The 21,385-nt window shown below is 52.1% G+C and carries 18 protein-coding genes; 12 read left to right on the top strand and 6 right to left on the bottom strand.

Going from position 1 to position 21,385, the window contains the following annotated elements:
- Positions 1-68 precede the first annotated feature (68 nt).
- From DB48_RS00215 to DB48_RS00205, 3 genes are all read left to right on the top strand, one after another.
- Entirely contained in the window at positions 69-821 is a 753-nt protein-coding gene (locus tag DB48_RS00215) for a tetratricopeptide repeat protein (protein WP_235375296.1), read from the top strand.
- A gap of 82 nt (positions 822-903) precedes the next feature.
- The gene (locus DB48_RS00210; RefSeq protein ID WP_041508331.1) at positions 904-1,728 is read left to right on the top strand and encodes a tetratricopeptide repeat protein; all 825 of its coding nucleotides are present in this window, start codon (positions 904-906) and stop codon (positions 1,726-1,728) included.
- Between the two features lie 85 nt (positions 1,729-1,813).
- Positions 1,814-2,641, top strand: a complete 828-nt coding sequence (locus tag DB48_RS00205; RefSeq protein ID WP_041508330.1) for a tetratricopeptide repeat protein — start codon at positions 1,814-1,816, stop codon at positions 2,639-2,641.
- Between the two features lie 82 nt (positions 2,642-2,723).
- Here DB48_RS00205 and DB48_RS00200 read toward each other — a convergent pair whose 3' ends face one another.
- From DB48_RS00200 to metB, 5 genes are all read right to left on the bottom strand, one after another.
- On the bottom strand, positions 2,724-3,038 hold the full coding sequence (locus DB48_RS00200; protein ID WP_235375295.1) for a hypothetical protein: 315 nt from the start codon (positions 3,036-3,038) through the stop codon (positions 2,724-2,726).
- An 89-nt stretch (positions 3,039-3,127) separates the two neighbouring features.
- Complete coding sequence (locus DB48_RS19780; protein ID WP_235375294.1) at positions 3,128-3,358, bottom strand: cysteine-rich CWC family protein; 231 nt, start codon at positions 3,356-3,358, stop codon at positions 3,128-3,130.
- Between the two features lie 337 nt (positions 3,359-3,695).
- Positions 3,696-4,586, bottom strand: coding sequence for a methylenetetrahydrofolate reductase (metF, locus tag DB48_RS00195; RefSeq protein ID WP_041508328.1), 891 nt, complete (start codon positions 4,584-4,586; stop codon positions 3,696-3,698).
- A 272-nt stretch (positions 4,587-4,858) separates the two neighbouring features.
- Positions 4,859-7,252 (bottom strand): bifunctional aspartate kinase/homoserine dehydrogenase II, encoded by a 2,394-nt coding sequence (locus tag DB48_RS00190; protein ID WP_041508327.1) that lies wholly within the window; start codon positions 7,250-7,252, stop codon positions 4,859-4,861.
- 19 nt (positions 7,253-7,271) lie between these two features.
- Positions 7,272-8,438 carry a cystathionine gamma-synthase gene (metB, locus tag DB48_RS00185; RefSeq protein WP_041508326.1) on the bottom strand — a complete coding sequence of 389 codons (1,167 nt, stop codon included), beginning with the start codon at positions 8,436-8,438 and terminating at the stop codon, positions 7,272-7,274.
- Between the two features lie 224 nt (positions 8,439-8,662).
- Here metB and metJ point away from each other — a divergent pair, with 224 nt between their 5' ends.
- Both metJ and DB48_RS00175 read left to right on the top strand, forming a co-directional pair.
- The gene (gene metJ / locus DB48_RS00180; RefSeq protein WP_011864325.1) at positions 8,663-8,977 is read left to right on the top strand and encodes a met regulon transcriptional regulator MetJ; all 315 of its coding nucleotides are present in this window, start codon (positions 8,663-8,665) and stop codon (positions 8,975-8,977) included.
- A 77-nt stretch (positions 8,978-9,054) separates the two neighbouring features.
- On the top strand, positions 9,055-9,795 hold the full coding sequence (locus tag DB48_RS00175) for a sulfite exporter TauE/SafE family protein (RefSeq protein ID WP_041508325.1): 741 nt from the start codon (positions 9,055-9,057) through the stop codon (positions 9,793-9,795).
- Between the two features lie 64 nt (positions 9,796-9,859).
- Here DB48_RS00175 and DB48_RS00170 read toward each other — a convergent pair whose 3' ends face one another.
- Complete coding sequence (locus DB48_RS00170; protein WP_041508349.1) at positions 9,860-11,056, bottom strand: conjugal transfer protein TraF; 1,197 nt, start codon at positions 11,054-11,056, stop codon at positions 9,860-9,862.
- 509 nt (positions 11,057-11,565) lie between these two features.
- Here DB48_RS00170 and DB48_RS00165 point away from each other — a divergent pair.
- The 7 genes from DB48_RS00165 to DB48_RS20005 form a co-directional block, all read left to right on the top strand.
- Positions 11,566-11,895 carry a c-type cytochrome gene (locus tag DB48_RS00165; RefSeq protein ID WP_041508324.1) on the top strand — a complete coding sequence of 110 codons (330 nt, stop codon included), beginning with the start codon at positions 11,566-11,568 and terminating at the stop codon, positions 11,893-11,895.
- A 62-nt stretch (positions 11,896-11,957) separates the two neighbouring features.
- Positions 11,958-13,670, top strand: coding sequence for a DUF3373 domain-containing protein (locus tag DB48_RS00160; RefSeq protein WP_041508323.1), 1,713 nt, complete (start codon positions 11,958-11,960; stop codon positions 13,668-13,670).
- A gap of 44 nt (positions 13,671-13,714) precedes the next feature.
- Positions 13,715-15,121: a tetrathionate reductase family octaheme c-type cytochrome gene (locus tag DB48_RS00155; RefSeq protein WP_082035552.1), complete on the top strand. Its 1,407-nt coding sequence runs from the start codon at positions 13,715-13,717 to the stop codon at positions 15,119-15,121.
- A gap of 436 nt (positions 15,122-15,557) precedes the next feature.
- Entirely contained in the window at positions 15,558-17,189 is a 1,632-nt protein-coding gene (locus DB48_RS00145) for an ABC transporter transmembrane domain-containing protein (RefSeq protein ID WP_235375292.1), read from the top strand.
- Positions 17,186-19,267, top strand: coding sequence for a peptidase domain-containing ABC transporter (locus DB48_RS00140; RefSeq protein ID WP_041508319.1), 2,082 nt, complete (start codon positions 17,186-17,188; stop codon positions 19,265-19,267). Before DB48_RS00145 ends, DB48_RS00140 begins: the two co-directional genes overlap by 4 nt.
- Positions 19,260-20,585, top strand: a complete 1,326-nt coding sequence (locus DB48_RS00135; protein WP_041508318.1) for an HlyD family type I secretion periplasmic adaptor subunit — start codon at positions 19,260-19,262, stop codon at positions 20,583-20,585. Before DB48_RS00140 ends, DB48_RS00135 begins: the two co-directional genes overlap by 8 nt.
- A 9-nt stretch (positions 20,586-20,594) precedes the next feature.
- Positions 20,595-21,385, top strand: a 791-nt coding sequence (locus DB48_RS20005) for a hypothetical protein (RefSeq protein ID WP_041508317.1), incomplete at its 3' end; no start/stop codon positions are given.

Raw genomic sequence — 21,385 nt, 5'->3', positions numbered from 1 at the left:
GAATCGTGAATAAGCTTTTGTTAGTAGCAGCTTTGCTCGCGATAGCCCCTCTTTGCAATGCAACTCAATTGGCCCCTTGTAAATCGGCAGAATGTGAGGCCTATTTTGATGCCTACACCATCTTGACTAACCGTGGTCATTCGAGTGCCATGGCAACACTCGGTGAACTCTATTACTCAGGTTATGGCACGGAAAAAGACCTAGATAAGGCCTTTAAATGGTTTAGACGCGCCGCCAAATTTGGCCATACCACAGCACAATATAAAGCTGGGATCATGTACTTGCAATCGACTGCACACCAAGATATCGATAAAGGGATCGCTTTGTTAAAACGCAGCGCCAAGTCAACTTTCTCCCCCAGCGCGCTGGCATTAGGCAAGATCTACCTACAGAACAAGTTGATCCCAACCGATCTCGCCGAAACAGACAGATGGCTCACTCTCGCCTATAAGCTTAACAACTTAGAGGCAATGAAATTTGCCAAGGCCCTTCGAGAGTCGCCCGACACCACCACACTCCCCCTGACTAAGCTGTTTGCGCTCGTCGATGCCGAAAAACCCGTCGCAAAGGACAGTAAAACGACGATGGAAGAGATGGAGGTGATACTGGTTGAGGCCCCAGACTATGCCGCCTACTTCGACGAAGAGATCGCACTGCTTAATCAGAGTCGTCCCGACACGGCAAAAGGGACAGGTTCAAGCATTGCAGGACGAACCTGCTTAGATATCTGGGCCTGTAGTAGCGAGGGGGACAGCGAGCGCATTCGTGACCTACAGTTATCGGACTGGGGTAACATCGCGCTAGCCTTAAATTTTAGGTAATTTCATTTCAACGAGTGGTACTTCTAGCCTCCTCTAACGAAAGCGAGAAGAGTTGAGTTTTATTAAAAAATCAAGGAATTAGATGATGAAAAAGACTCTCAAAGCACTCACAGTTGGACTGGGCCTATTAGCTGTTAGCGCTCAAGGTTATGCCGCTGGGCTCCCAGAGTGCGACACCGCAGAATGCCAGGAGTATTTCAAGGCCTATACCATTTTGACTAAGCGAGGCCATTCGGATGCCATGGCAACCCTAGGAGAACTCTACTATGCTGGCTACGGCACAGAGAAGAACTTGGAGAAAGCCTTCAAATGGTTTAGGCGCGCTGCCAAATTTGGTAATACCACAGCCCAGTACAAGGCGGGAATCATGTATCTTCAAGATACAGAAAATCAAGATATAGACAAAGGCATCACACTGCTAAAACGCAGTAGCAAAGTAGGCTTCTCTCCTAGCGCCTTCGTGCTGGGCAAGATCTACCTTGGCAACGAACTGGTTAAACAAGACCTCGCCGAAGCCGATCACTGGCTAGCCATGGCCTATGAGCTCAACAATCAAGAGGCGCATAAATTTGTCAAACAATTCAAGGCGTCGACAAAGGGCCAGACAATCACACTGCCGACACTCTATGCCCTAGTTGATAAACAAGCCAGCAATAAACCAGGCAGCACCGCGCCTGTCGGTGAGATGGAAACCATTACAGTAACGGCGCCTGACTACACACAATATTTTGATGACGAAATTCTGCGATTAAATCATAGTCAACCCGATACAGAAAAAGGCACTGGTTCCAACATTGCCGGCAGAACCTGTGCCGAAATGTGGGCATGCAGCAGTGAAGGTGACAAAGATCGCATACGGGATTTCTTACTATCTGATTGGGGTGCCGTTGCGCTTTCATTCAGATAAGTTAACGATTCAACATGCTGTACCTTAAACTAATAAAGGTTAGTAGAACTGAAACATTTAAACCGCTGAAAAAATAGGATAAAAAATGAAAAGGATGATCAAAGCACTCTCAATCGGCTTAAGTTTTTGGGCTATCACATCAAGCAGTTATGCCTCAGGGTTACCTGAGTGTGACTCGGCCGAATGTAAGGAGTATTTCAAGGCCTATACCATTTTGACCAAACGGGGTCACTCTGACGCCATGGCGACACTTGGAGAGCTCTACTACGCAGGTTACGGCACCAAGAAGAACAACAAGAAGGCGCTAAAGTGGTTTAGACGCGCGGCCAAGTTTGGCAACACAACGGCGCAGTACAAGGCTGCCGTCATGTATCTGCAAGAGACCGACTATCAAGATGTCGATAAGGCTATCTCCCTATTGGAACGTAGTCTAAGAGTCGACTTTTCACCAAGTGCCCTAATACTGGGTAAGGTTTACCTTAGTGGTAATCTAATAAAACAGGATCTTGCCGAAGCAGACAAATGGTTATCTAAGGCATACGAGCTGAACAACGTCTCGGCTATAGACTTTGCCAAGAAACTAAAGCATTCAGAATTGGCTAAGACCCTGCCATTGCCTAAGTTATATGCCATGATCGACGCCGATATGAATGCCAAACCAGGCAGCAATGCACCTGTAGGCGAGATGGAAACCATTACCGTAACTGCTCCCGACTATAACAGCTACTTCGACGATGAGATCGCCCGTCTCAACAACAGCCGCCCAGATACAGAGTCAGGCACAGGCTCTAACATTGCCGGACGCACCTGCGCCGAGATGTGGGCATGCAGTAGTGAGGGAGACGGCGAACGTATAAGAGACGTGATGTTGTCAGATTGGGGAAGAGAAACTCTTGCCTTTAGACTCGAATGATCTAACTATAGCCGAGCGCTAGTTAGAGGATAGAATGAAAAAAAGAGGCGATTTCGCCTCTTTTTTCATGACAGATTGTACTTTATAGAGCGTCGAAATCGACCCGATAGGCCAGCGCATCACAACGCAAAAACTCGGCACAATCATTATTGAGCTTATGATCGACACACTCCATGACCACTATGCCGTTGGCCCCCCGTTTCTGTGCCTGATACTTAAGGTTACCAATCAACAATGACTCGGTCGGCTTCGGCTGACTGCTACGAATACGACAAAAGGATGACGAGACCTTTCCCAGAGACTCCGTCTTATAACGACCAATTTCGGCCATACTGTACTCTTCCACCTTATAGGTCTTAAGTGCTTCCTCTGGTGCCGGAGAAATATTTGTCGTCATATTTAAATTACTACATCCCCCGAGCACAAGCAGGCCTATGAGTATAGTGGCGGTATTTTTCATAAATATTCATCCTTAAATAATTAACATTAGTCGATTCGCTTAACCCCCAACTTAGCCTCTAGCCTAAGCGCCTCGGCGCAGGCCTGGCAGATACAAACATCAGCGGCTATGGCCTTAGATAGTTGTGAATTAGATAATTGGGCTTTAGGCGGAAACTCCTGATGGTGACACCAACAGGTGTCGCTCTCCCGCTGAGCCGCCAAGGCACATTGATTAGGCTGATGACACAAGGGGCAGTGACTCGCATTCGCGTGCATAAAAACCATAGAAACTGAGAGTTAGCCATTAACGTTAACACTCTGTCTCGGACGGGACAATAGCAGGAGCATTGCAACAGGTCGCCAGAGCTAAAGGCCTGTGTGAATGCTCAAATGAGTTGATGTTCAATTAAGTTGATGTTCAATTGAATTGAATTGAATTGAGGTCTAATTGAATAGTGAGCCAATACCCTGATTCGCGACACACACAAGCAACAACGGCCGCTCGGCTAGCTCTAATGGGTGTCAAATTCGATACCGACAAGGGTCAGCAGTGGCTGTAGAAAGCCCCACCTATCGGGCGGGGCTAAGCGTCTATCTTGGCAAGCAAAGTGCGCTATTTACCAGGTCTGACCCCGAGTGTGTGGCAGATGGCATAGGTCAGTTCGGCGCGGTTCAATGTGTAGAAATGGAAGTCTTTTACCCCTTCGCGAGACAACACCTTAACCATATCGATGGCCACGTTGGCACCTACCATCTGACGAGTCGACGGGTCATCATCTAACCCCTCAAACTGCCTGTGTAGCCAACTGGGGATAGACACATTGGTCATGCCGGCGAAGCGTTTGAGCTGAGTAAAGTTAGTCACAGGCAGGATACCCGGTACTATCTCCACATCGATACCGGCGGCGACACAACGGTCTCTGAATCTCAAGTAAGACTCCACATCGAAGAAGAACTGGGTAATGGCGCGGTTGGCGCCGGCGTCTATTTTCTTCTTAAGATTAATCAGATCCGCCTGGGCATTAGGCGCGTCAGGGTGTACCTCAGGATAGGCCGCCACTGAGATATCGAAATCGGCCACTGATTTCAGCAGGCGTACCAGGTCATTGGCGAAACGGGTCGGCTTAGGACTACCCGCAGGCAGATCGCCACGCAGCGCGACGATATCGCGTATGCCCGAGTTCCAGTAGTGCTTCGCCAGCTCAACCAGCTCTTCATCGCTGGCATCGACCAGAGTCAGATGGGGGGCAGCCACGAGATCTGTCTCCTTCTGGATGCGCTCGATCACCCCATGGGTACGATCGCGCACGCCCGAGTTGGCACCATAGGTTACCGAGACAAACTTGGGATTCAGCGGCTCTAGGCGTCTGATAGAGTTCCACAAGATGGTTTCCATCTCGGGGGTCGCCGGTGGGAAAAACTCGAATGACACATTGATATCACCATTAAGCTCAGACAAGCTTTGGTTCAATGAATTGGCGTGTTGTGCGTGATGAAAAGCCATCTTAATCCCTCAGACCTAGAACAAGAAACATTTAGACGTTTGGACGTCTATATGTCCATATACTAGAGAAACTCAGAGTGATGTCAAGCCCAAAAATTGTCTCATTAAGAAACAATCTGTTTATATGATAGACACTGAGTAGGACGACAGGCACAGAGGCGCCTGTCTCACCCGATTAACCCGGCGAAACCCACCAATAAGAATAGAAAAAAGGGAAGAGAGAAAGGCGTGAATAGCGGGTCGATGCGCGACATGCACATCGACCCATAAGATTATTCCTGCAGGAGATCCCGGCAGATCTGCGCCAGATCCGACTGCACCGCGGCCGCCGTCACCTCGCGCCCGGCGCCCGGGCCACGGATGATCAGCGGATTGTCCTGGTAGAAATCGCTGCGGATCACGAAGACATTATCGCCCGGTGTCAGGTTGGCGTAAGGATGGCTGGTATCCACCCACTGGATCCCCACCTTGGCCTTGAGTTGCCCTTGGTCCGAATCCAATGAAGCCACATATCTGAGCACCTTATTCTGCTCGGCCGCGGCCTGATACTGCTGCAACATCTCACCGTCGAGCTCCGCCATACGTTTGATGAAATCATCCAGCGGGATCTCGGCCATATGCTTCGGCACTAGAGACTCCAGCTCGATATCATCCAGCTCTATGTCATAGCCTATCTCGCGGGCCAAAATCAGCAACTTACGCTGCATGTCCCGACCGGAAAGATCGTCGCGGGGATCCGGCTCGGTGATCCCCAGTCCCTTGGCTTCCAGCACCAGCTCGGAGAAGGGTTTCTTGGCATCATAATGCTCAAACAGCCAGCAAAGGGTGCCAGAAAAAATACCGCCGACGGCCTCTATGCTATCACCGCTGTTATGCAGATCGTTCAGCGCGTGTTGCACGGGTAAGCCTGCACCGCAGCTGGCGTTATAACGCCAGAACAGACGACGATTGCCCAGTTGCTGTTTTAGCTCCTGGTAGAAGGCCAAAGGCCCAGAGCCTGCCAACTTGTTGGCGCTGACGATATGGATGCCGCGGGCAAAAAATTCTGGATACTGCAGAGTCAGATCGGCGCTGGCACTAATGTCCAGGGCGATCAACTCATCGCAATTTAGCGCCTGCAACTGCTCGAACAGATGGGAGTACTGCCAAGCCGTGCCCCGCTCGTCGAACGCCTGTTGCCAGCTGTTGAGATCGATATCAGTCTCGCTGAGCAGGGCCTTCTTCGAACTCAGCAGTCCCACCAACTCGACGCTGACCTCCAGCTCCTTATTGAGCACGGGACGGGCACGCTTGAAGAGATCGATCCAGGCTTCGCCTATGTTGCCTATGCCCAGCAACAGCACACCGATACGCTTACGCGGACCGGCGCAGCGTCTATGCACTTTCTGGGTTAAGAGGTTCACCTGCGCCTTTGGCACCAGGGTCACTAGGCTCAGGCCGTCGTTGCACAGAGGGTGCGCCTCACGGCTCAGCAGGCGCGAGAAGCCGCGGCGATAGAGACTGGCATCGGCGCTCACCAGAGCCACCAGGCCGAGATCGTCACGAAGCTGTAACTCGTCTATGCCCAGCTCGCTACGTTTGGCCTCGAAGATGGCCTGGGCCTGCTTCTGATTCTCATGGGTAAAGGCCAGCTCGGCGCGGCCATGCGCCAGTGACCAGTAGGCCAGCGGCGTCAAACCTGCCTGGGCAAAACAGGCCAGCAGCTGAGGCAGTTCGACCGCTATGGTCAGGCTAAACAGACTGACGCTGGACAGACTGGTGACAACCGGGGCGCTGGCCGAGGAGCTCTTAGGCGCGATCAAGGTAAAATCAGTATGGGGCGCATAGCTTGAACGCACCGCCAGGCTGACCTCGGTATCGAACAGCGGCTGCAGGGTACGGTTGTGTAGCACGGGAGAGCCAAGGTGCGCCAGGCGGTTCGCCTCGGTGAGCGACATGCTCTTGAGCAACTTGGCATCGTTAATCCGGTTAGGGTCGGCGTTAAACACCCCCTCGACATCTGTCCAGATGGTGACACGTTCGATATCGGCCAGGCTGGCTAGCAAGGTTGCACTAAAATCTGAGCCGTTACGGCCGAGCAATAGGGTATCGCCCTGCTCATTGGCGCAGATAAAGCCGGTGATAACCAGACGCTCTTGAGGGTGGGCCTCAATCAGGGCCTGTACCTTCTGGCGCGACTCGCCGATTCGGATCTGCGGCACGGCACCTTCGTCGGCCACCAACAGGGTGCGGGCATCCACATCAAGCGCCGCCACGCCAGACTCACGCAGTAATGCCGCCAGCAGACGCGAAGACCAGCGCTCGCCGAAACTCACCACCTGGTTACGTTGATAATCGTTAAGCTCATCGAGCGACAACAGGCTGCTAAGTTGCGACTTGTCGGTTGCTAGGCGCTCTCTCAGGCTACGGGCCTGCTCGTTGGAGAGCAGCTGCTCGATCAGATTCTGCTGGTAACTCACCAGCACCTGTAACTCTTCCTGCCACAGCTGATCTGTGTCGCACAGCTCCAGCAAACGATATAGGAAATTGGTACTCTTACCCGCGGCCGACACCACGATGAGATCATCGCTATGGCCATGGGTCAGTAAAATGTGGGCGACGCGGCGGTAACAATCTGCATCCGCTAAACTAGAACCACCAAACTTATGCAAATGACATCGTGTCATTATCTGCTCCTCAAACCCTTTAACTACTTACCGCGATAGCCGCTTCTAAACCCGCAAGAATATCTGCCACCAGATCCTCGCCATCTTCAATGCCCACTGACAAACGGATCAGGGTATCTTTAACGCCCGCCTCGCGGCGCGCCTCTGGGTCCATGGCTCTATGGGTCATGGTTGCGGGCACCGCCACCAGACTCTCAACGCCCCCCAGGCTCTCGGCTACCGAGAAGTATTGTAACGCATCTAAAAAGGCAACGAGTGCCGATTCGCCACCTTTTAATTCAAAACTGAGCATAGCGCCGAATCCCTTCTGCTGTCGGGCAGCAATTTCGTGGCCAGGATGCTCGGCAAGCCCCGGATAATACACTTTTTCCACCGCCTTGTGGTCACAAAGCAGCGCCAATACCTTCTGAGCGTTGGCTTGATGTTCACGAATACGTACCGACAGGGTTCTCAGTCCTCTCAGGGTCAGGTAGCTGTCGAAGGCCGACCCCGTCAGGCCCAGGGTATTTGACCACCAGTGCAGTAGCTCACCGATCTCAGGGTCTTTCGCCACCACGGCGCCGCCCACCACGTCACTGTGACCATTGATATATTTAGTGGTCGAGTGCACCACAATGTCGGCACCAAGCAGTAATGGCTGTTGTAATACGGGAGAGAGGAAGGTGTTGTCCACCACGACCTGGGCGCCGACCTTATGGCTCGCCTGGGCGATGGCCTGAATATCCACCACTCTCAGCAGCGGATTAGAAGGCGTCTCCAGCCACACCATCTTAGGCGACTGAGCCAGTGCCAGCTCAAGCGCTCGCTCATCGGTTTGATCCACCACCAGAAGCCTAAAGGCGCCCTTTTTAGCCAAATTGGTGAAGAGTCGATAGCTGCCGCCATAGCAATCGTGTGGCACCACCAGTAGATCCTCCGGCCCAAGCAGGCTGGTCACTAGGGTGATGGCCGCCATGCCAGTACAGGTCACCACGCCGCTCGCCCCCTGCTCCAACTCGGCAATTGCCTCCCCCAGAATAGAACGGGTCGGGTTGCCGGAACGGCTGTAATCGAAATCCCGCGGTTGCTGATGCCCTTCAAACGAGTAGTTTGTCGACAGATAGATAGGCGGCACCACGGCACCGTGCTGAGTGTCTGACTCTATGCCTCGTCTTACGGCGGCGGTGGCTAGTTTACGCGCTGTCATCTTCAACTCCTCAATATGAATCCGGGCAGGCATCTTAGACAAAAGGGATGTCTGGACGTCTAAATGTACCTAAGCAGATAGTGAGCGTCAACAACTTTTAGACGTTTAGACGTCCAAACATTTAGAAATCTATTTGCATTTACCAAAAATTCGAGGCAATAATTTGACTGTAATTTGTAAGGGTTTAAAATCTGCACCGAATTTTAGAATTTACAGGTGAGTCAATGACTGAGTGGAATGGCGATTATATCAGCCCCTATGCTGAACATGGTAAGAAGAATGAGCAGGTAAAAAAAATTACTGTCTCCATTCCTCTAAAGGTGCTTAAGGTGTTAACCGACGAGCGCACTCGGCGCCAGGTCAACAACTTGCGTCACGCCACCAATAGCGAGCTGCTATGCGAGGCCTTCCTGCACGCCTACACTGGTCAGCCACTTCCCCAAGACGATGACCTGTCTAAAGACAAACCCGATAGCATCCCAGCCGAAGTCAAACGCCTGATGACCGAGATGGGCATAGAGTGGGAAGAGATGGAATAATCCACTCATACACGAATCGATAGAGGGATCGCTTAGCGATCCCTCTTTAGTTTTCAACTTTTATCTGGAACATCCCAGTGCCTGCACTTCCACTCGATCCCCATATTCTGGCGCTCTCCTCACTCATCGTCTTCGTCGGTGCCCTTACCCAGAGCCTCATCGGCTTTGGCATGGCGGTAGTTGCCGCGCCGCTCCTCTATCTTATCGAGCCGTCACTGGTGCCGGCCCCCGTCATTCTGATGGGCTTCTCTATTGCGCTGCTGACCCTGCTGCGCGAGCGTGGCGCCCTGGAATTCAACGGGCTACAGTATGCCCTACTGGGGAGGATCCCCGGCGGCTTTATCGGTGCGGGCCTGCTCCTGCTCGCGCCTCAGGCCATACTGGGCATAACCATCGCCATCATAGTGGCCATCGCCGTGCTGCTCAGTCTGCTGCGGCTCAACCTGGTCGTTAACCGTCGCAGCCTGTTTATCGCCGGGGTGATCTCCGGCATCTTCGGCAATGTTGCTGCCATCGGCGGACCACCACTGGCCATTTTGCTCTCGGGCAAAGACGCCAAACAGTTTCGGGCGGCACTATCGGCCTTCTTCATCTTTAGTTCCACCATTGCGATTGTTATCTTAGGCCTCACCGGCCTGCTGACCCTGCACCATTTCTATTGCTCGGCGCTGCTGCTTCCCTCAGTGCTGCTCGGTTATCTGGTGGCTAATCGCCTGGTAGGACGCATAGACAAAAACAAGACCCGCATCATGACTCTGGTACTCTGTAGTCTGAGCGCTATCTTGCTGGCGCTAAAATCCCTTAGCGCCCTGCTTTAAAGAGAAAGGAAAAAGATAAGGCCGGCATCATCGCCGGCCTTTGACATTATTTAAAGATGAGTCGTTAGAAATGATACGAGGTCTGAATCACACCGCCAACGGCGTCATCTGTACCCACTAATCCGGTAAGGTCCAGATTAAAAGAACGGCCTATGGTAAAGCCTGTGCCCAGGGTATAGAGGTTACTGCTGGTATCTTTCATGTCGTGGCGATAGCCGACACGCAACGCCAGCCAATCGGTCGCCCGCATCTCACCGCCCAGTCGCCAGTATTGAGTTTCGCCTATCTCATCGAAACGTTTATGACTATTGAGATCCACATCTGTGGTCAGGCTGAAATTGTCCCAGTCATAGGCAACACCTAAGGTATATAAGGCCTCGACCCGATAGGTAAACTGACGTCCCAGAGCCTCCACGGTATCGACCTTCTGACTCACCAGGTTGCGCCCAGACAAGCCCAGAGTCACGCCATCCATGGGTTGAATGGCAACGCCAATATCCAAGTTTGCCACGGTATCATCGTTGCGGTACTTGCTGTCATCGAAATCATCGGCATCGAAGTTGTTGGCACTCACCACATAGTTATAGGTATCGATACGCTGTAGCTTGGGGGAGATACCGACGGCCACCGGCATGTTCACAATCGATAGCGGGAAGCTCAGGGCTACCCCGATCTCTGAGATAGCCCCGGCAACCACGGCCCCTTGAGAGTCCAGATCCGTCACCTGGGGCGGGTTGTTGGGATCCAAATCGGTCAGGGTATCGATATCACTCTCCTCGATCACCGCCACACTCACCGCATCGATATAGGTCTTATAAAAAATAGACATAGGCATGCGCTTGGTTGGCAAGACCACAGAAAACCCCAGGCCCACGCTGGCATAGGCATTTTCACCATCGAGAGATCTTAGATCGGCAACCAGCATGTCGCGATAATTGGTAATGCCCGCCACATCACTGGCATTGATGGCCGCCTCTAGGCCGTCATAGGAGTCCTGCAGGGCATCGAACTTGTCGGTCAGGTTATCGACATCTGCCACCTCGGCACCGAGCACGGGCAACATCACCGCGCCGCCGGAATACTTGGGCGCATGAATGGCTAATAAGGCGGGGTTAATAAAGGCGGCCCCCTCACGGTTTGAGGCCGCCACCCCGGTTCCGCCCATGGCATCACTGCGAGCCTCGTTGTAGAGAGAAGCGGCAGACGCCAGAGAGGCACTACCAGACAATAACACCGCGATGACCAAGCTAAGGTATTTCATCTCATTCACCCTGTTCATTATTTTTGTTCTCGCTCAGGAAGCTACCCGAGTCGTCTTTAAAGATAGACTAAGACAACAAAAAAGTGCGCTCCAAACCTGAGGTTTAAACACTTTTTTTCAAATTATTTTGTCGCGCCTATCCACACATATAAATCCTGTCGATTCGGTAGGCAGCCTTATCCCCTACACAGACGCCTATGCAATACAAACACAGCCAAGAATACCCATTTAGAGATAACTTAAATAATAAAGTGTGATCTGCCTTGGCACTTTTATAGCGATACCAGAAACACAGCGCACCAACCAACAAAGCACAAAACCATTAAATTTCATAACCTTATAAAATATTCATTAGATTTATATCCATGATATTTTTATCAATTAGATTTTTTTCATGAAAGTGATCAACATCAAGTTTACAACTACTCCCTTTTGGTAAATTTTCCAACAAGAAACAAGCATTTTGTTTCAGGTTAATAAATCGCTCAGAGTAGCGATTAAGGAAAATGATGATGAAAAACGTTGCCAAAATAGCTACATGCATACTCCTCGCCCTCACAGTTGGCGGACAAGCCTACGCCGTCGACGGTGGTAACCCTAAGAAAGGGAAACACCTGTATAAAAAAGAGTGCAAAGCCTGCCACAGCAAGGGCGATGCCGCCGGTGAACTGACCCCTATGAGCAAGACCATGAGCCAATGGGATCGTTACTTCAAACGTGACATGCATAAAGTAAAGCCGGAAGTCTTCGAGAAGCTCTCTGAAAAGGATCGTTTAGATATCCAACAGTTCCTCTATGACCATGCGGCCGACTCAGATCAGCCACAGACATGCGGTTAACCACGGACTTGTTATCGGTGCGCTCGTCAACAACCCCAACGAGCGCATAAGGAGAGATTCACATGCGTACTCTACTATCCATACTCATCGCAAATGCACTCGCCATCTCTGGCTCAGCCTATGCCGCCGATAGCGATGCACAAAAACTAGCCGAGCTTAAACAACAGCTTGCCGATCTCACCGAAGAGATTGAAGACATCAACAGTCGTGTCGACAAAAACGAACGCCATAGCGCGCTCGATAGAATTCAACTCACTGGCGATTTCCGTACCAAGGCCCATTCATTGCACTATCAAAATGTCACCTGGAACCCTGCAATCAAGGTAGACTTCAATGATTTTGGTGCAAAAGCTATGTCTGGTGCCTTTGGTATGCCCAACGATCCCAACTCCCCCTTGGGACAGATGATGCAGGCCAACCCGGATCTGGCCGCCGCCTTCCAGAGTGGTATGCTGCAAGGCGTGATGCCCTACGTCTTGGCGCCCAAGACCACTCAGGACATTAACAACGACATCTTCTACACCACACGCCTGAGACTAAACCTCAAGGCCAAGGTATGGGATAACGTCAACTTCGCCGGTCGTCTCAGTATGTATAAAAACTGGGGAGACTCTACCGGCGTGCAGGTGTTCGATTCCTGGCGTTCATTCACCATGGATGGCACCAACAGTGGTAACACCAGCGGTGACTGGCTCCGCGTAGAACGCGCCTACTTCGACTGGAAAAACATTGGTGGTTCAAAAACCTACCTATCTATCGGTCGCCGTCCATCAACCTATGGCCCACCAACCCAATACCGTGAAAATGAGATGCGTGGCGGCACGCCATCTGGCCATCTGGTTAACTTCAACTTCGATGGTCTGACCCTGGGATACAAACTGGGTGAGATCACTGGTATCGACGGTCAAGTGGTGCGTTTCTGTTATGGCCAGGGCTTCGAGTCACAGTGGGGCAACGGTGAGATGTTTGGCGATATCGTCACCAAAGACACCCACCTGGGCGGCTTTAACATCGACGCCATCAACGACGGCAACCACTTCCTGCAAATCACCCTGTTTGGCGCCAAAGATATCAACGACGGCTTCAAGGGCACCATGGCCTTCCCCACACAGCTGGCTGGCATCTTCGCGCCGACCATGTACCAAGATATGCAGAAGTTCAGCAACTTCAACTTCCAGACCCGAGTACAGCCTAGCGGCGTGATCGGCGACATGTACCTGGGTGGCATAGGTTACGCCTACGAGAGCGATGAAGACTTCAAGGCCTTCGCCTCATTCGGCTGGACCCGCGCCGAAGGCAACGGTAACGCCGGTATGTTTGGTGGCATGCTTAGTGATGCGGTCTTCGAGGCACAACTCAATGCCGACGGCAGCGAGATCATCATGATGCCTAGCGCCGCCGACGAAGCCGACACCAAAGATGGTTACGGTATCTATGTGGGTATTCAGGTTCCGGCGCCATACGGCAAGTTCGGTCTGGAATACAACTATGGTTCCAAGTACTGGACACCATTCACCCAGGCCCAGGACGACCCTATCGGCAGCAAGCTGGCTACCCGTGGTCATGTGGCCGAGGCCTACTATATGTTTGATATCAACCCCAGGATGTTCATCAAGCTCGCCGGTCTCTATTACGACTACGAATATACCGGCAGTGGCACCCCAGTGGGCGCGCCGCAAAAAGTGGATGACGTGATCAATGGTTCGGCTTTCTCCATGTTGCCTGTGGTCGATACCGCCTATGACCTCAACGCCTCACTCGTCGTCAACTTCTAACTAAAATATCTCCCCCGGCCGCGGCCGGGGGTAGGGAATGCACCATGAAACACTCACTTTCTCTCACGGCGATGTTTGCCGCCGGAGTTCTCGGCCTGGCTAGCCTCAATGCCATCGCCGATAACCCCCATAAGGAAGCCATTCAAGGCCCCTTCACTCAAGGCTCTCAGGTGACCGAGCAGTGTATCGAATGCCATGAAGATCACGCCAAAGACTTCATGAAGTCGTCTCACTGGACCTGGGAACTGGAACAGAAGCTCCCCGGCCGCACAGTAAAACGCGGTAAGAAAAACGCCATCAACAACTTCTGTACCTCAATCGCGGGTAACGAGCCCAGATGTACCAGTTGTCACGCCGGCTACGGCTGGAAAGACAACAGCTTCGACTTTAGCGACATGACCAAGGTCGACTGTCTGGTTTGTCACGACACCACAGGTACCTATATCAAGGATCCCGCCGGCGCCGGCGAGGCCCTGGCCAAGGTCAACCTGGAACGCGTGGCACAGAATGTTGGTATGCCGGTACGTGACAACTGCGGTACCTGCCACTTCTATGGTGGTGGCGGCGACGCGGTCAAGCACGGAGATCTCGACTCCTCTATGGCCTACCCCGACAAGGCGACCGACGTACACATGGATACCGACGGCAATGACTTCCAGTGCCAGACCTGTCACACCACAGAGCAGCACCAGATCACGGGGAATGCCATGGGCGTATCGCCAGGCGGCGACAACGATATTGGCTGTGAAAACTGCCACGATAGCGCGCCACACGCCAACAAGCGCCTCAACACCCACACCGCCAGCGTTGCCTGTCAGACCTGTCATATTCCTTTCTTCGCCCGCAACGAACCCACTAAGATGAGCTGGGATTGGTCAACCGCCGGTAGCGATCAGGAGGAGACCGTCGACGAGTATGGCAAGCACACCTTCATGAAGAAGAAAGGCAGCTTCGTCTGGGGCAAGATGGTTAAGCCGGAATACGCCTGGTACAACGGCAAGGCCGATGCCTACATGGTGGGCGACAAGATGGATCCGACTAAGGTCACTAAGCTCACCACGCCACTGGGTGATATCGCTGACAAGACTGCCAAGATCTATCCCTTCAAGGTGCATCGCGGCAAGCAGATCTACGACAAGAAGCAGAACATCTTCGTGACCGCCAAGGTCTATGGCAAGGGGGGTTACTGGAAAGAGTTCGACTGGGATAAGGCCGCCAAGCTCGGCATGGAGGCTAACCAGGCACTGGCCCAGCAAGGTATTAAGTACAGTGGCGAGCATGGTTTTGCCGAAACCGAGATGTGGTGGCGCATCAACCACATGGTTTCACCCAAAGATCAGGCGCTCAAGTGTAACGACTGCCACAACAAGGGCACACGTTTAGACTGGCAAGCCTTAGGTTACGACGGCGACCCAATGAAGAACAAGAAAGGCCCTAAACACGCTAAATAGTTTTCCCATCGTCATCTCCCTGCAGCAAAGAGGTCTGGTCCGCCAGGCCTCTTTTTATTTTCACTTTGCCTTCGAACCAGCCATCGACATGGGCATCATGACGCCATCTGAACTCTCTGTAACGGCTTAAGCCACTTCTGCACAGCTCCTTTTGGTCAGCCCCATTGGAGTATCCCAAATAGACTCAAGTTGGCGCGAGGTTACTTTATTTACAATAGAGTAAATCCAAATGCATCAAAACAACGTATACCTTTTAAGTAAAGGTAAAAGCTAGGCAGAATCTAAAGAAAAGCAGTAACAAGTGTAGAAATTTGTCTTATATCTAAAGTGAAAAGTAACTGCTAACTTCATTCAAGTGACACTGAGCTACACTCTTGTTTAATAATTGATTAATTAATGAGGAGCGGTATCGATGGTCAAATCTTTTCGCTTAATAATGCAAAACCCATCATTTAATGAACTACTGCTATCGTCAGTTTTTATTAATCTGTTATCCCTCGCCCTCCCCTTTACCATGCTACAAATTTATGACCGCATTCTGCCTAACGAGGCTCATGGTACGGCGACCGTACTCGTCATAGGTGTTGCTATCGCAATCTTACTTGAGCTCGCGCTGCGTTACACTCGCAGCTGGTTACTGGGCGCCTCGGCGGCCAACTATGAACTTCAGACCATCACTCGTGTGGTAAATCGCCTGCTTAATGCCGATTACCACCATATCGAGAACCTCGGCACGGGTAAGATCTCACACGGTATCCATAGCATCGCGGCAATGCGCGACATCTATTCTGGACAAGCCGCTGTCGCACTGATGGATTTTCCTTTCGTGGTTATCTTCCTTGCTTTAGTCGCCTACATAGGTGGACCACTGGTATTTATCCCCCTACTTGTCTGGCTAATCGCTGGCATAAGAGTATGGCAACTCGGACAAAAACTTTCTCTAGCCACCAAGGAGCTGAGCCTAACTCAGGATGAGCGTACCCGTCTCTTGATGCTAGTGCTGTCGGGTCTATCGACCACTAAGGCAATGGCTCTCGAATCCCGCATGACTTACGCCTACAAGAAGATCAACCATCAGCGCCTTGCTCAACAAGAAGAAGTCGATTGGCTATCAGCCAAGTTACAGGAACTCATACAGGGAACCGCCCAAGCAACGACCCTATGCCTGGTGATGATAGGCTGTTTCGAAGTGCTCAACGGAAACCTGACCACAGGGGGATTAGCAGCTTGTTCCATCCTGGCCGGACGCGCCGTCGCCCCCCTAAGTGCCATCGGCAGTCTAAGAGCGAAATATGTTAGCGCTAAAGATGCCATGGATCAGGTAAATTCCCTTATCGATACCCCCCAAGAAACGTTTAACGGTCAAACCCGTTATCAACAGAAACTCCCCCTGGGCCCTATCAGCCTCGAAGGCGTTTGCGCCGAGAAAACCAGTGCACGCCTCCAAAATATTAATCTGACAATCCCTGCCGGCGCCATCGTCCGTGTCACCTCCAATCCAATGACCCACGCAAGCCTTCTGCTAAGCGCAATAGGAGCATATCACCGACTGGATAGCGGACAGATCACCATTGCTGGAGTTGCACAGCAAGATCATGATGGCTTCGAATACCGTCAGTCTATCTGCTACGTCCCTCCCTGGGCCAGCCTCTTTAGCGGCTCAATCTTAGACAACATGACGCTGTTCCGCCGCGAGCGAGAGGCCAATGCGATGCTGATTGCCGACAAACTTGGCCTCTCCGCAACCTTGGCTCAACTCCCAGCCGGTTACCAGACTCAAGTGGGCAGCAACGAAAATCAGATACTCAACAAAGGGGCGATCAAACTTATCGCACTTGTACGCGCCTTAGCGCAGTCTCCATCAGTTTTGCTGCTGGACGAGCCGATGGTCTCACTGGATGCCGACTCCCAGACGCGTCTGCTACAACTCTTAGCCGAACACCGCACACAGATGACGGTGATAATCGCCTCCTATTTTGAAGAGGTCGCTGCGCTAAGCGATATGCAGATCTCATTAGGAGAAACAGGTGAACAAGTCAGTCATGACCATGGAGGTGTTCGCACATGAATCCATCCCAAGATCCGATACATCTGCCCAAGTCACTGCTGATTGCCCTGTTCCAGCAACTTGGGCTCAGTGTTCAGGCCAGTAATATCGACAAAAGCGATCTCAACGACAGGCTCACTCATCTTGAAACTTATATTCTGCTGAAAAAGCATCATGTGGGCGTCAATGTACAGGCTCTGGACACTAACCTATTGGTGCATAGTGTCTACCCCTTCATATTGCTACCACAAGATGGCAACCCTATGGTAGCCCGCCGAAGTAATCACAGCTTTCAATACTTAAGTGAAGATAATCAATGGATAAAGCTTGATAACCTACCTAATTCCGGCCATCTGTTTCTGGTGGAAAGCCTACCAGCGCAGAGCCGCAGCAGCACTTTTTCCTCCCACCTCGCCAAGCTCAGATCCTGGTATCGCCCCATCTTCTGGCTGAGTCTGCTCTCCAGCCTCAGCGGATTGGCAATTCCACTTTTTACCATGGCGGTATATGACAGAGTGATCGGAGGCCAAGCACCGCAGATCCTACCCGGCATAGCGCTAGGAGCGGCGCTTGCCCTGGGGATATTTGTTGCCAGTAGGCTACTAAGGGCACAAGCACTGGCCAATGTTAGCAATCGCTTTGCCAGAGATCTTTCGGGCATCACCTTCAACCGCCTGCTGAGCATGCCTCTTAGTCTGCTTTCTCGCGTCGGGCTTTCCAGTCATATCGCTCGAATGCGCAACGCCGAAAAAGTCCGTAGCCTTGTCGCAGGTCCTGGTGGTGCAGGCCTAATCGATCTGCCCTTTACCCTCGTCGCCCTCGTCGCCATCACACTATTAAGTGGTTATCTGGTTCTGGTGCCTCTGGGCATGCTGCTGCTGTTTTATCTGATCATGAAGGCGCTAGAAAAGTATACTCAGGCTGCAGCCCCCACTATTAGCGGCGAGTATCAAAATAGCCTAAACGAACTCTCGACCCACCTGTTACCACTCAAGAGCGCGGGAGAAAACAGCGCTTGGTACGAGCAATTTATGCGCCGGGCCAGAGAGCATTGCAGGCAAAACTTTCTTTACAGCAAACGCGCGGGTCTCAACGCGGCGGTAGCCCACGCCATGGGGTTGCTGACAGCCTTGACGACAGTCTTTAGCGGCATCTTCCTCGTCCTCAACCAGAGTATTACCCCCGGCGCACTCATTGCGAGTGTCATGTTGATCTGGCGCATCACTGGGCCAGCACAACTGGCTTTTGCCTCGCGGCAAAAATTTACACTACTCAAGGGAGCGATCGACCAATTCGATCGTTTCATGGCGGTCACGACAGAGTTCAATGAACTCAGACTCGACTCACCGGACCTTAACAAAGCACCAACGCTCTCCTTCAAACACGTCACCCTAAGATACAGCGGCGACAGTGAGCCAGCACTTTCAGGCGTTACTCTCGATATAGAAGCAGGCGAGACGGTAGCTATCATTGGCCCAAACGGTAGTGGTAAAACCTCCCTACTTCTCACCGCCATAGGTGTTATCGAGCCTCAGGCTGGCTTCGTCACCATCAATGGCAAAAACCTAAAACAATTCGACCCAGAGATCTTCCGTCAATGGGCCGCCTTCAGCCCCACCAATAGCGAACTGTTACCCGGCACCTTGGCCGACAACCTTCGCTTGGCAAAACCTGAAGCCAGTGATGATGAACTCAAGCAGGCCCTTAAAGATGCTGGAGGTGCCTCGTTGCTACAGGCGCTAAAACAAGATATCGACGCTAACCTATTTTCCCGCGGCACGAGTATGTTCTCAGCCGTAGAGAGCAGCTATATCAGCCTGGCTCGAGCCCTGTTGAAAGGCTCCCCGTTACTGGTTATGGATGAACCGATTGCCAATCGCAACCCCTTCGCCAGGCAAGCCTTTATTCAGACGCTCAATCGTCTCAAGGGTAAGAGCACTATCTTGTTTACCACACACGATCAGGCACTGATTCAGCAAGCCGACAAGGTAGTGATTCTCGACAAAGGATCTGTGGTCTATGCAGGCCCTCTACCAGCTCAGGACACCGTGCCCACTCAGGATTCAACTTCTACCTTGGAGGCCTCACAAAATGAATGATAGCCAACTTTCCCAACACTCCTGGCCTGAACACGAATTTACCGAGGCCGTCGAGGCGCCAGCTGAAAAACGTGCCATTCGCCGAATCACGCTATTTATCACAGCGGCCGTCTTTATCCTCCTTATCTGGTCAGTCTTCACCAACATTGAGGAGATCGCCAAAGCTAAGGGGCAAGTGGTTCCCCTAGGGCATCGACAAGTTATCCAAAGCCAGACCGGAGGCACTTTGGCATCGATTGCCGTAGCCGAGGGAGATTTGGTAAGGAAAGGCGATCTGATAGCCAACTTTATCGCCACCGACAGCCAGGCGTTAAAAGAGGAACTGCAGAGCAAGCAAGCCAACTTAGAACTAAAAATAGAACGATACAATGCCTTTCTGGAAGGGCGAGAAGCAGACTTCAATGCCTATCAACTCAGCTTCCCGGCCCTGGTGGTACAACATGTCAACGCGCTGGCGCGAATGAATCAAGAAAAACAGGCAATTATCGCCCTCTCCGAATCTGACGTGGCGAAGTCAGAGGCTGAACTTGCCAGCGTCGAACAGGAAATTAAACCGCTCAAAGACCAAATTCGCTCGGTCGAACAAACGCTTAAGATGATGAACTCGGTAAAAGAGCAGCAGGCAGTCTCTAAGCTCAGGATGCTGGAGTCACAACAGAAACTTGATGCCTACATCCGAGAGCTAAAGGCACTGGAGGGACGTAGTAACGTCTTGCAACGTAATATCGATAATCAGCAGAAACAACTGGCTCAGAGAGAAGCGACTCTCTTTAACGAAGTGGGTGAGAAACGGACCGACGCGCAGGCAGAACTGCTTGGCATCATAGCGAGACTCAAATCGTCTGACTCCCAGGTGCAACAGAACAGGGTTACCTCACCGGTAGATGGCATTATTCAGTCGATCCCCAACAACTCATCAGGTAGCGTTATTCAGCCGGGAGGTACAGTCGCAGTAATCGTTCCCACCACTCCAACAGCGCTACTAGAGGCCAAGCTATCGCCGCGAGACATAGGCTTCGTGACAGTGGGACAGAGCGCCCGCATCAAGATAGATGCCTTCGACTACAGCCGTTATGGGGCGATAGACGGAATCGTGAAAAAGATATCCCCCAGCACGGATGCCGATGAAAAAGGTGGGGTTTTCTACAAGGTACAAATTGCCATCGATAAACCTTATTTTGGCGATCAACCCGATAAGCTTGCACTGATCCCAGGTATGACGGGAGAAGCAGACATAGTGACTGGTGATAAGACCATCTTTCAATATCTGTGGAAACCGGTGTTTACCAATGTGACCGAAGCCTTTGGCGAACGTTAGGAGAACGCAATGAGTCAAGATAAACGCCCAAACATGCCTCCTCAAGAGAAGCCAAGCCAGACTAAGCCGCTCACCAATTCCCAAACTGTGGACGAGCCGGAGCAGTTAACAGAGGCTCAGCGACGTGAACGCGAGGCTAAACGTCTCGCCAGGGCGCAGGATAAGGCGGTCGATCAGCTCAAGGCCAAAGAGTACCGGGACGGCAAGACATCTAGCCGCTTCAATCAAGATCTGGTGGCGGACAAACCTTGGCACACGGCCTCTATCGCTGGAGCGACGCCAGAGGAACAAGCCTCAGAACTGGAAAGTAAGCCAGATCTCGCCCCAGCTGCGCAGGGCGAACAGACACTTGACTCAACAGAATTAGACGATGGGAAAGCACCAGCGGCGCAGTCACAGGAAACACAAGCCTCCCAAACTATAGCCGCACAAGGAAATGCAGCGCAGCCGCAAAATAAGTTGGTCCATCGCTCAGCGCAGACCACGGGAATAGAGGAGTTTAGCGGCTTCGAAAAAAGTACTACCTCGACTCCAAACCTGACTCCCGTCGCCCACGCTCTTACCTCAAGCGGCAAGCCGCCGGCCTTTCAGGTGACCCTGACCACCAGTGAGAGCCCTGCTCATAAACCACCTCTGCCAAGCACAGGATCAACACAGCAGCCAACAACGGAGCGTCCCACTGTCGACCCTCAAGTCTCGCAGACTGGCACTGGCACTGGCACTGGCACTGGCACTGGCACTGGCACTGGCACTGGCACTGGCACTGGCACTGGCACTGGCACTGGCACTGGCACTGGCAC

This window comes from Shewanella sp. cp20 (assembly GCF_000832025.1).
Taxonomy (GTDB): Bacteria; Pseudomonadota; Gammaproteobacteria; order Enterobacterales; family Shewanellaceae; genus Shewanella.
This window is presented reverse-complemented; position numbering and strand designations above follow the sequence as displayed.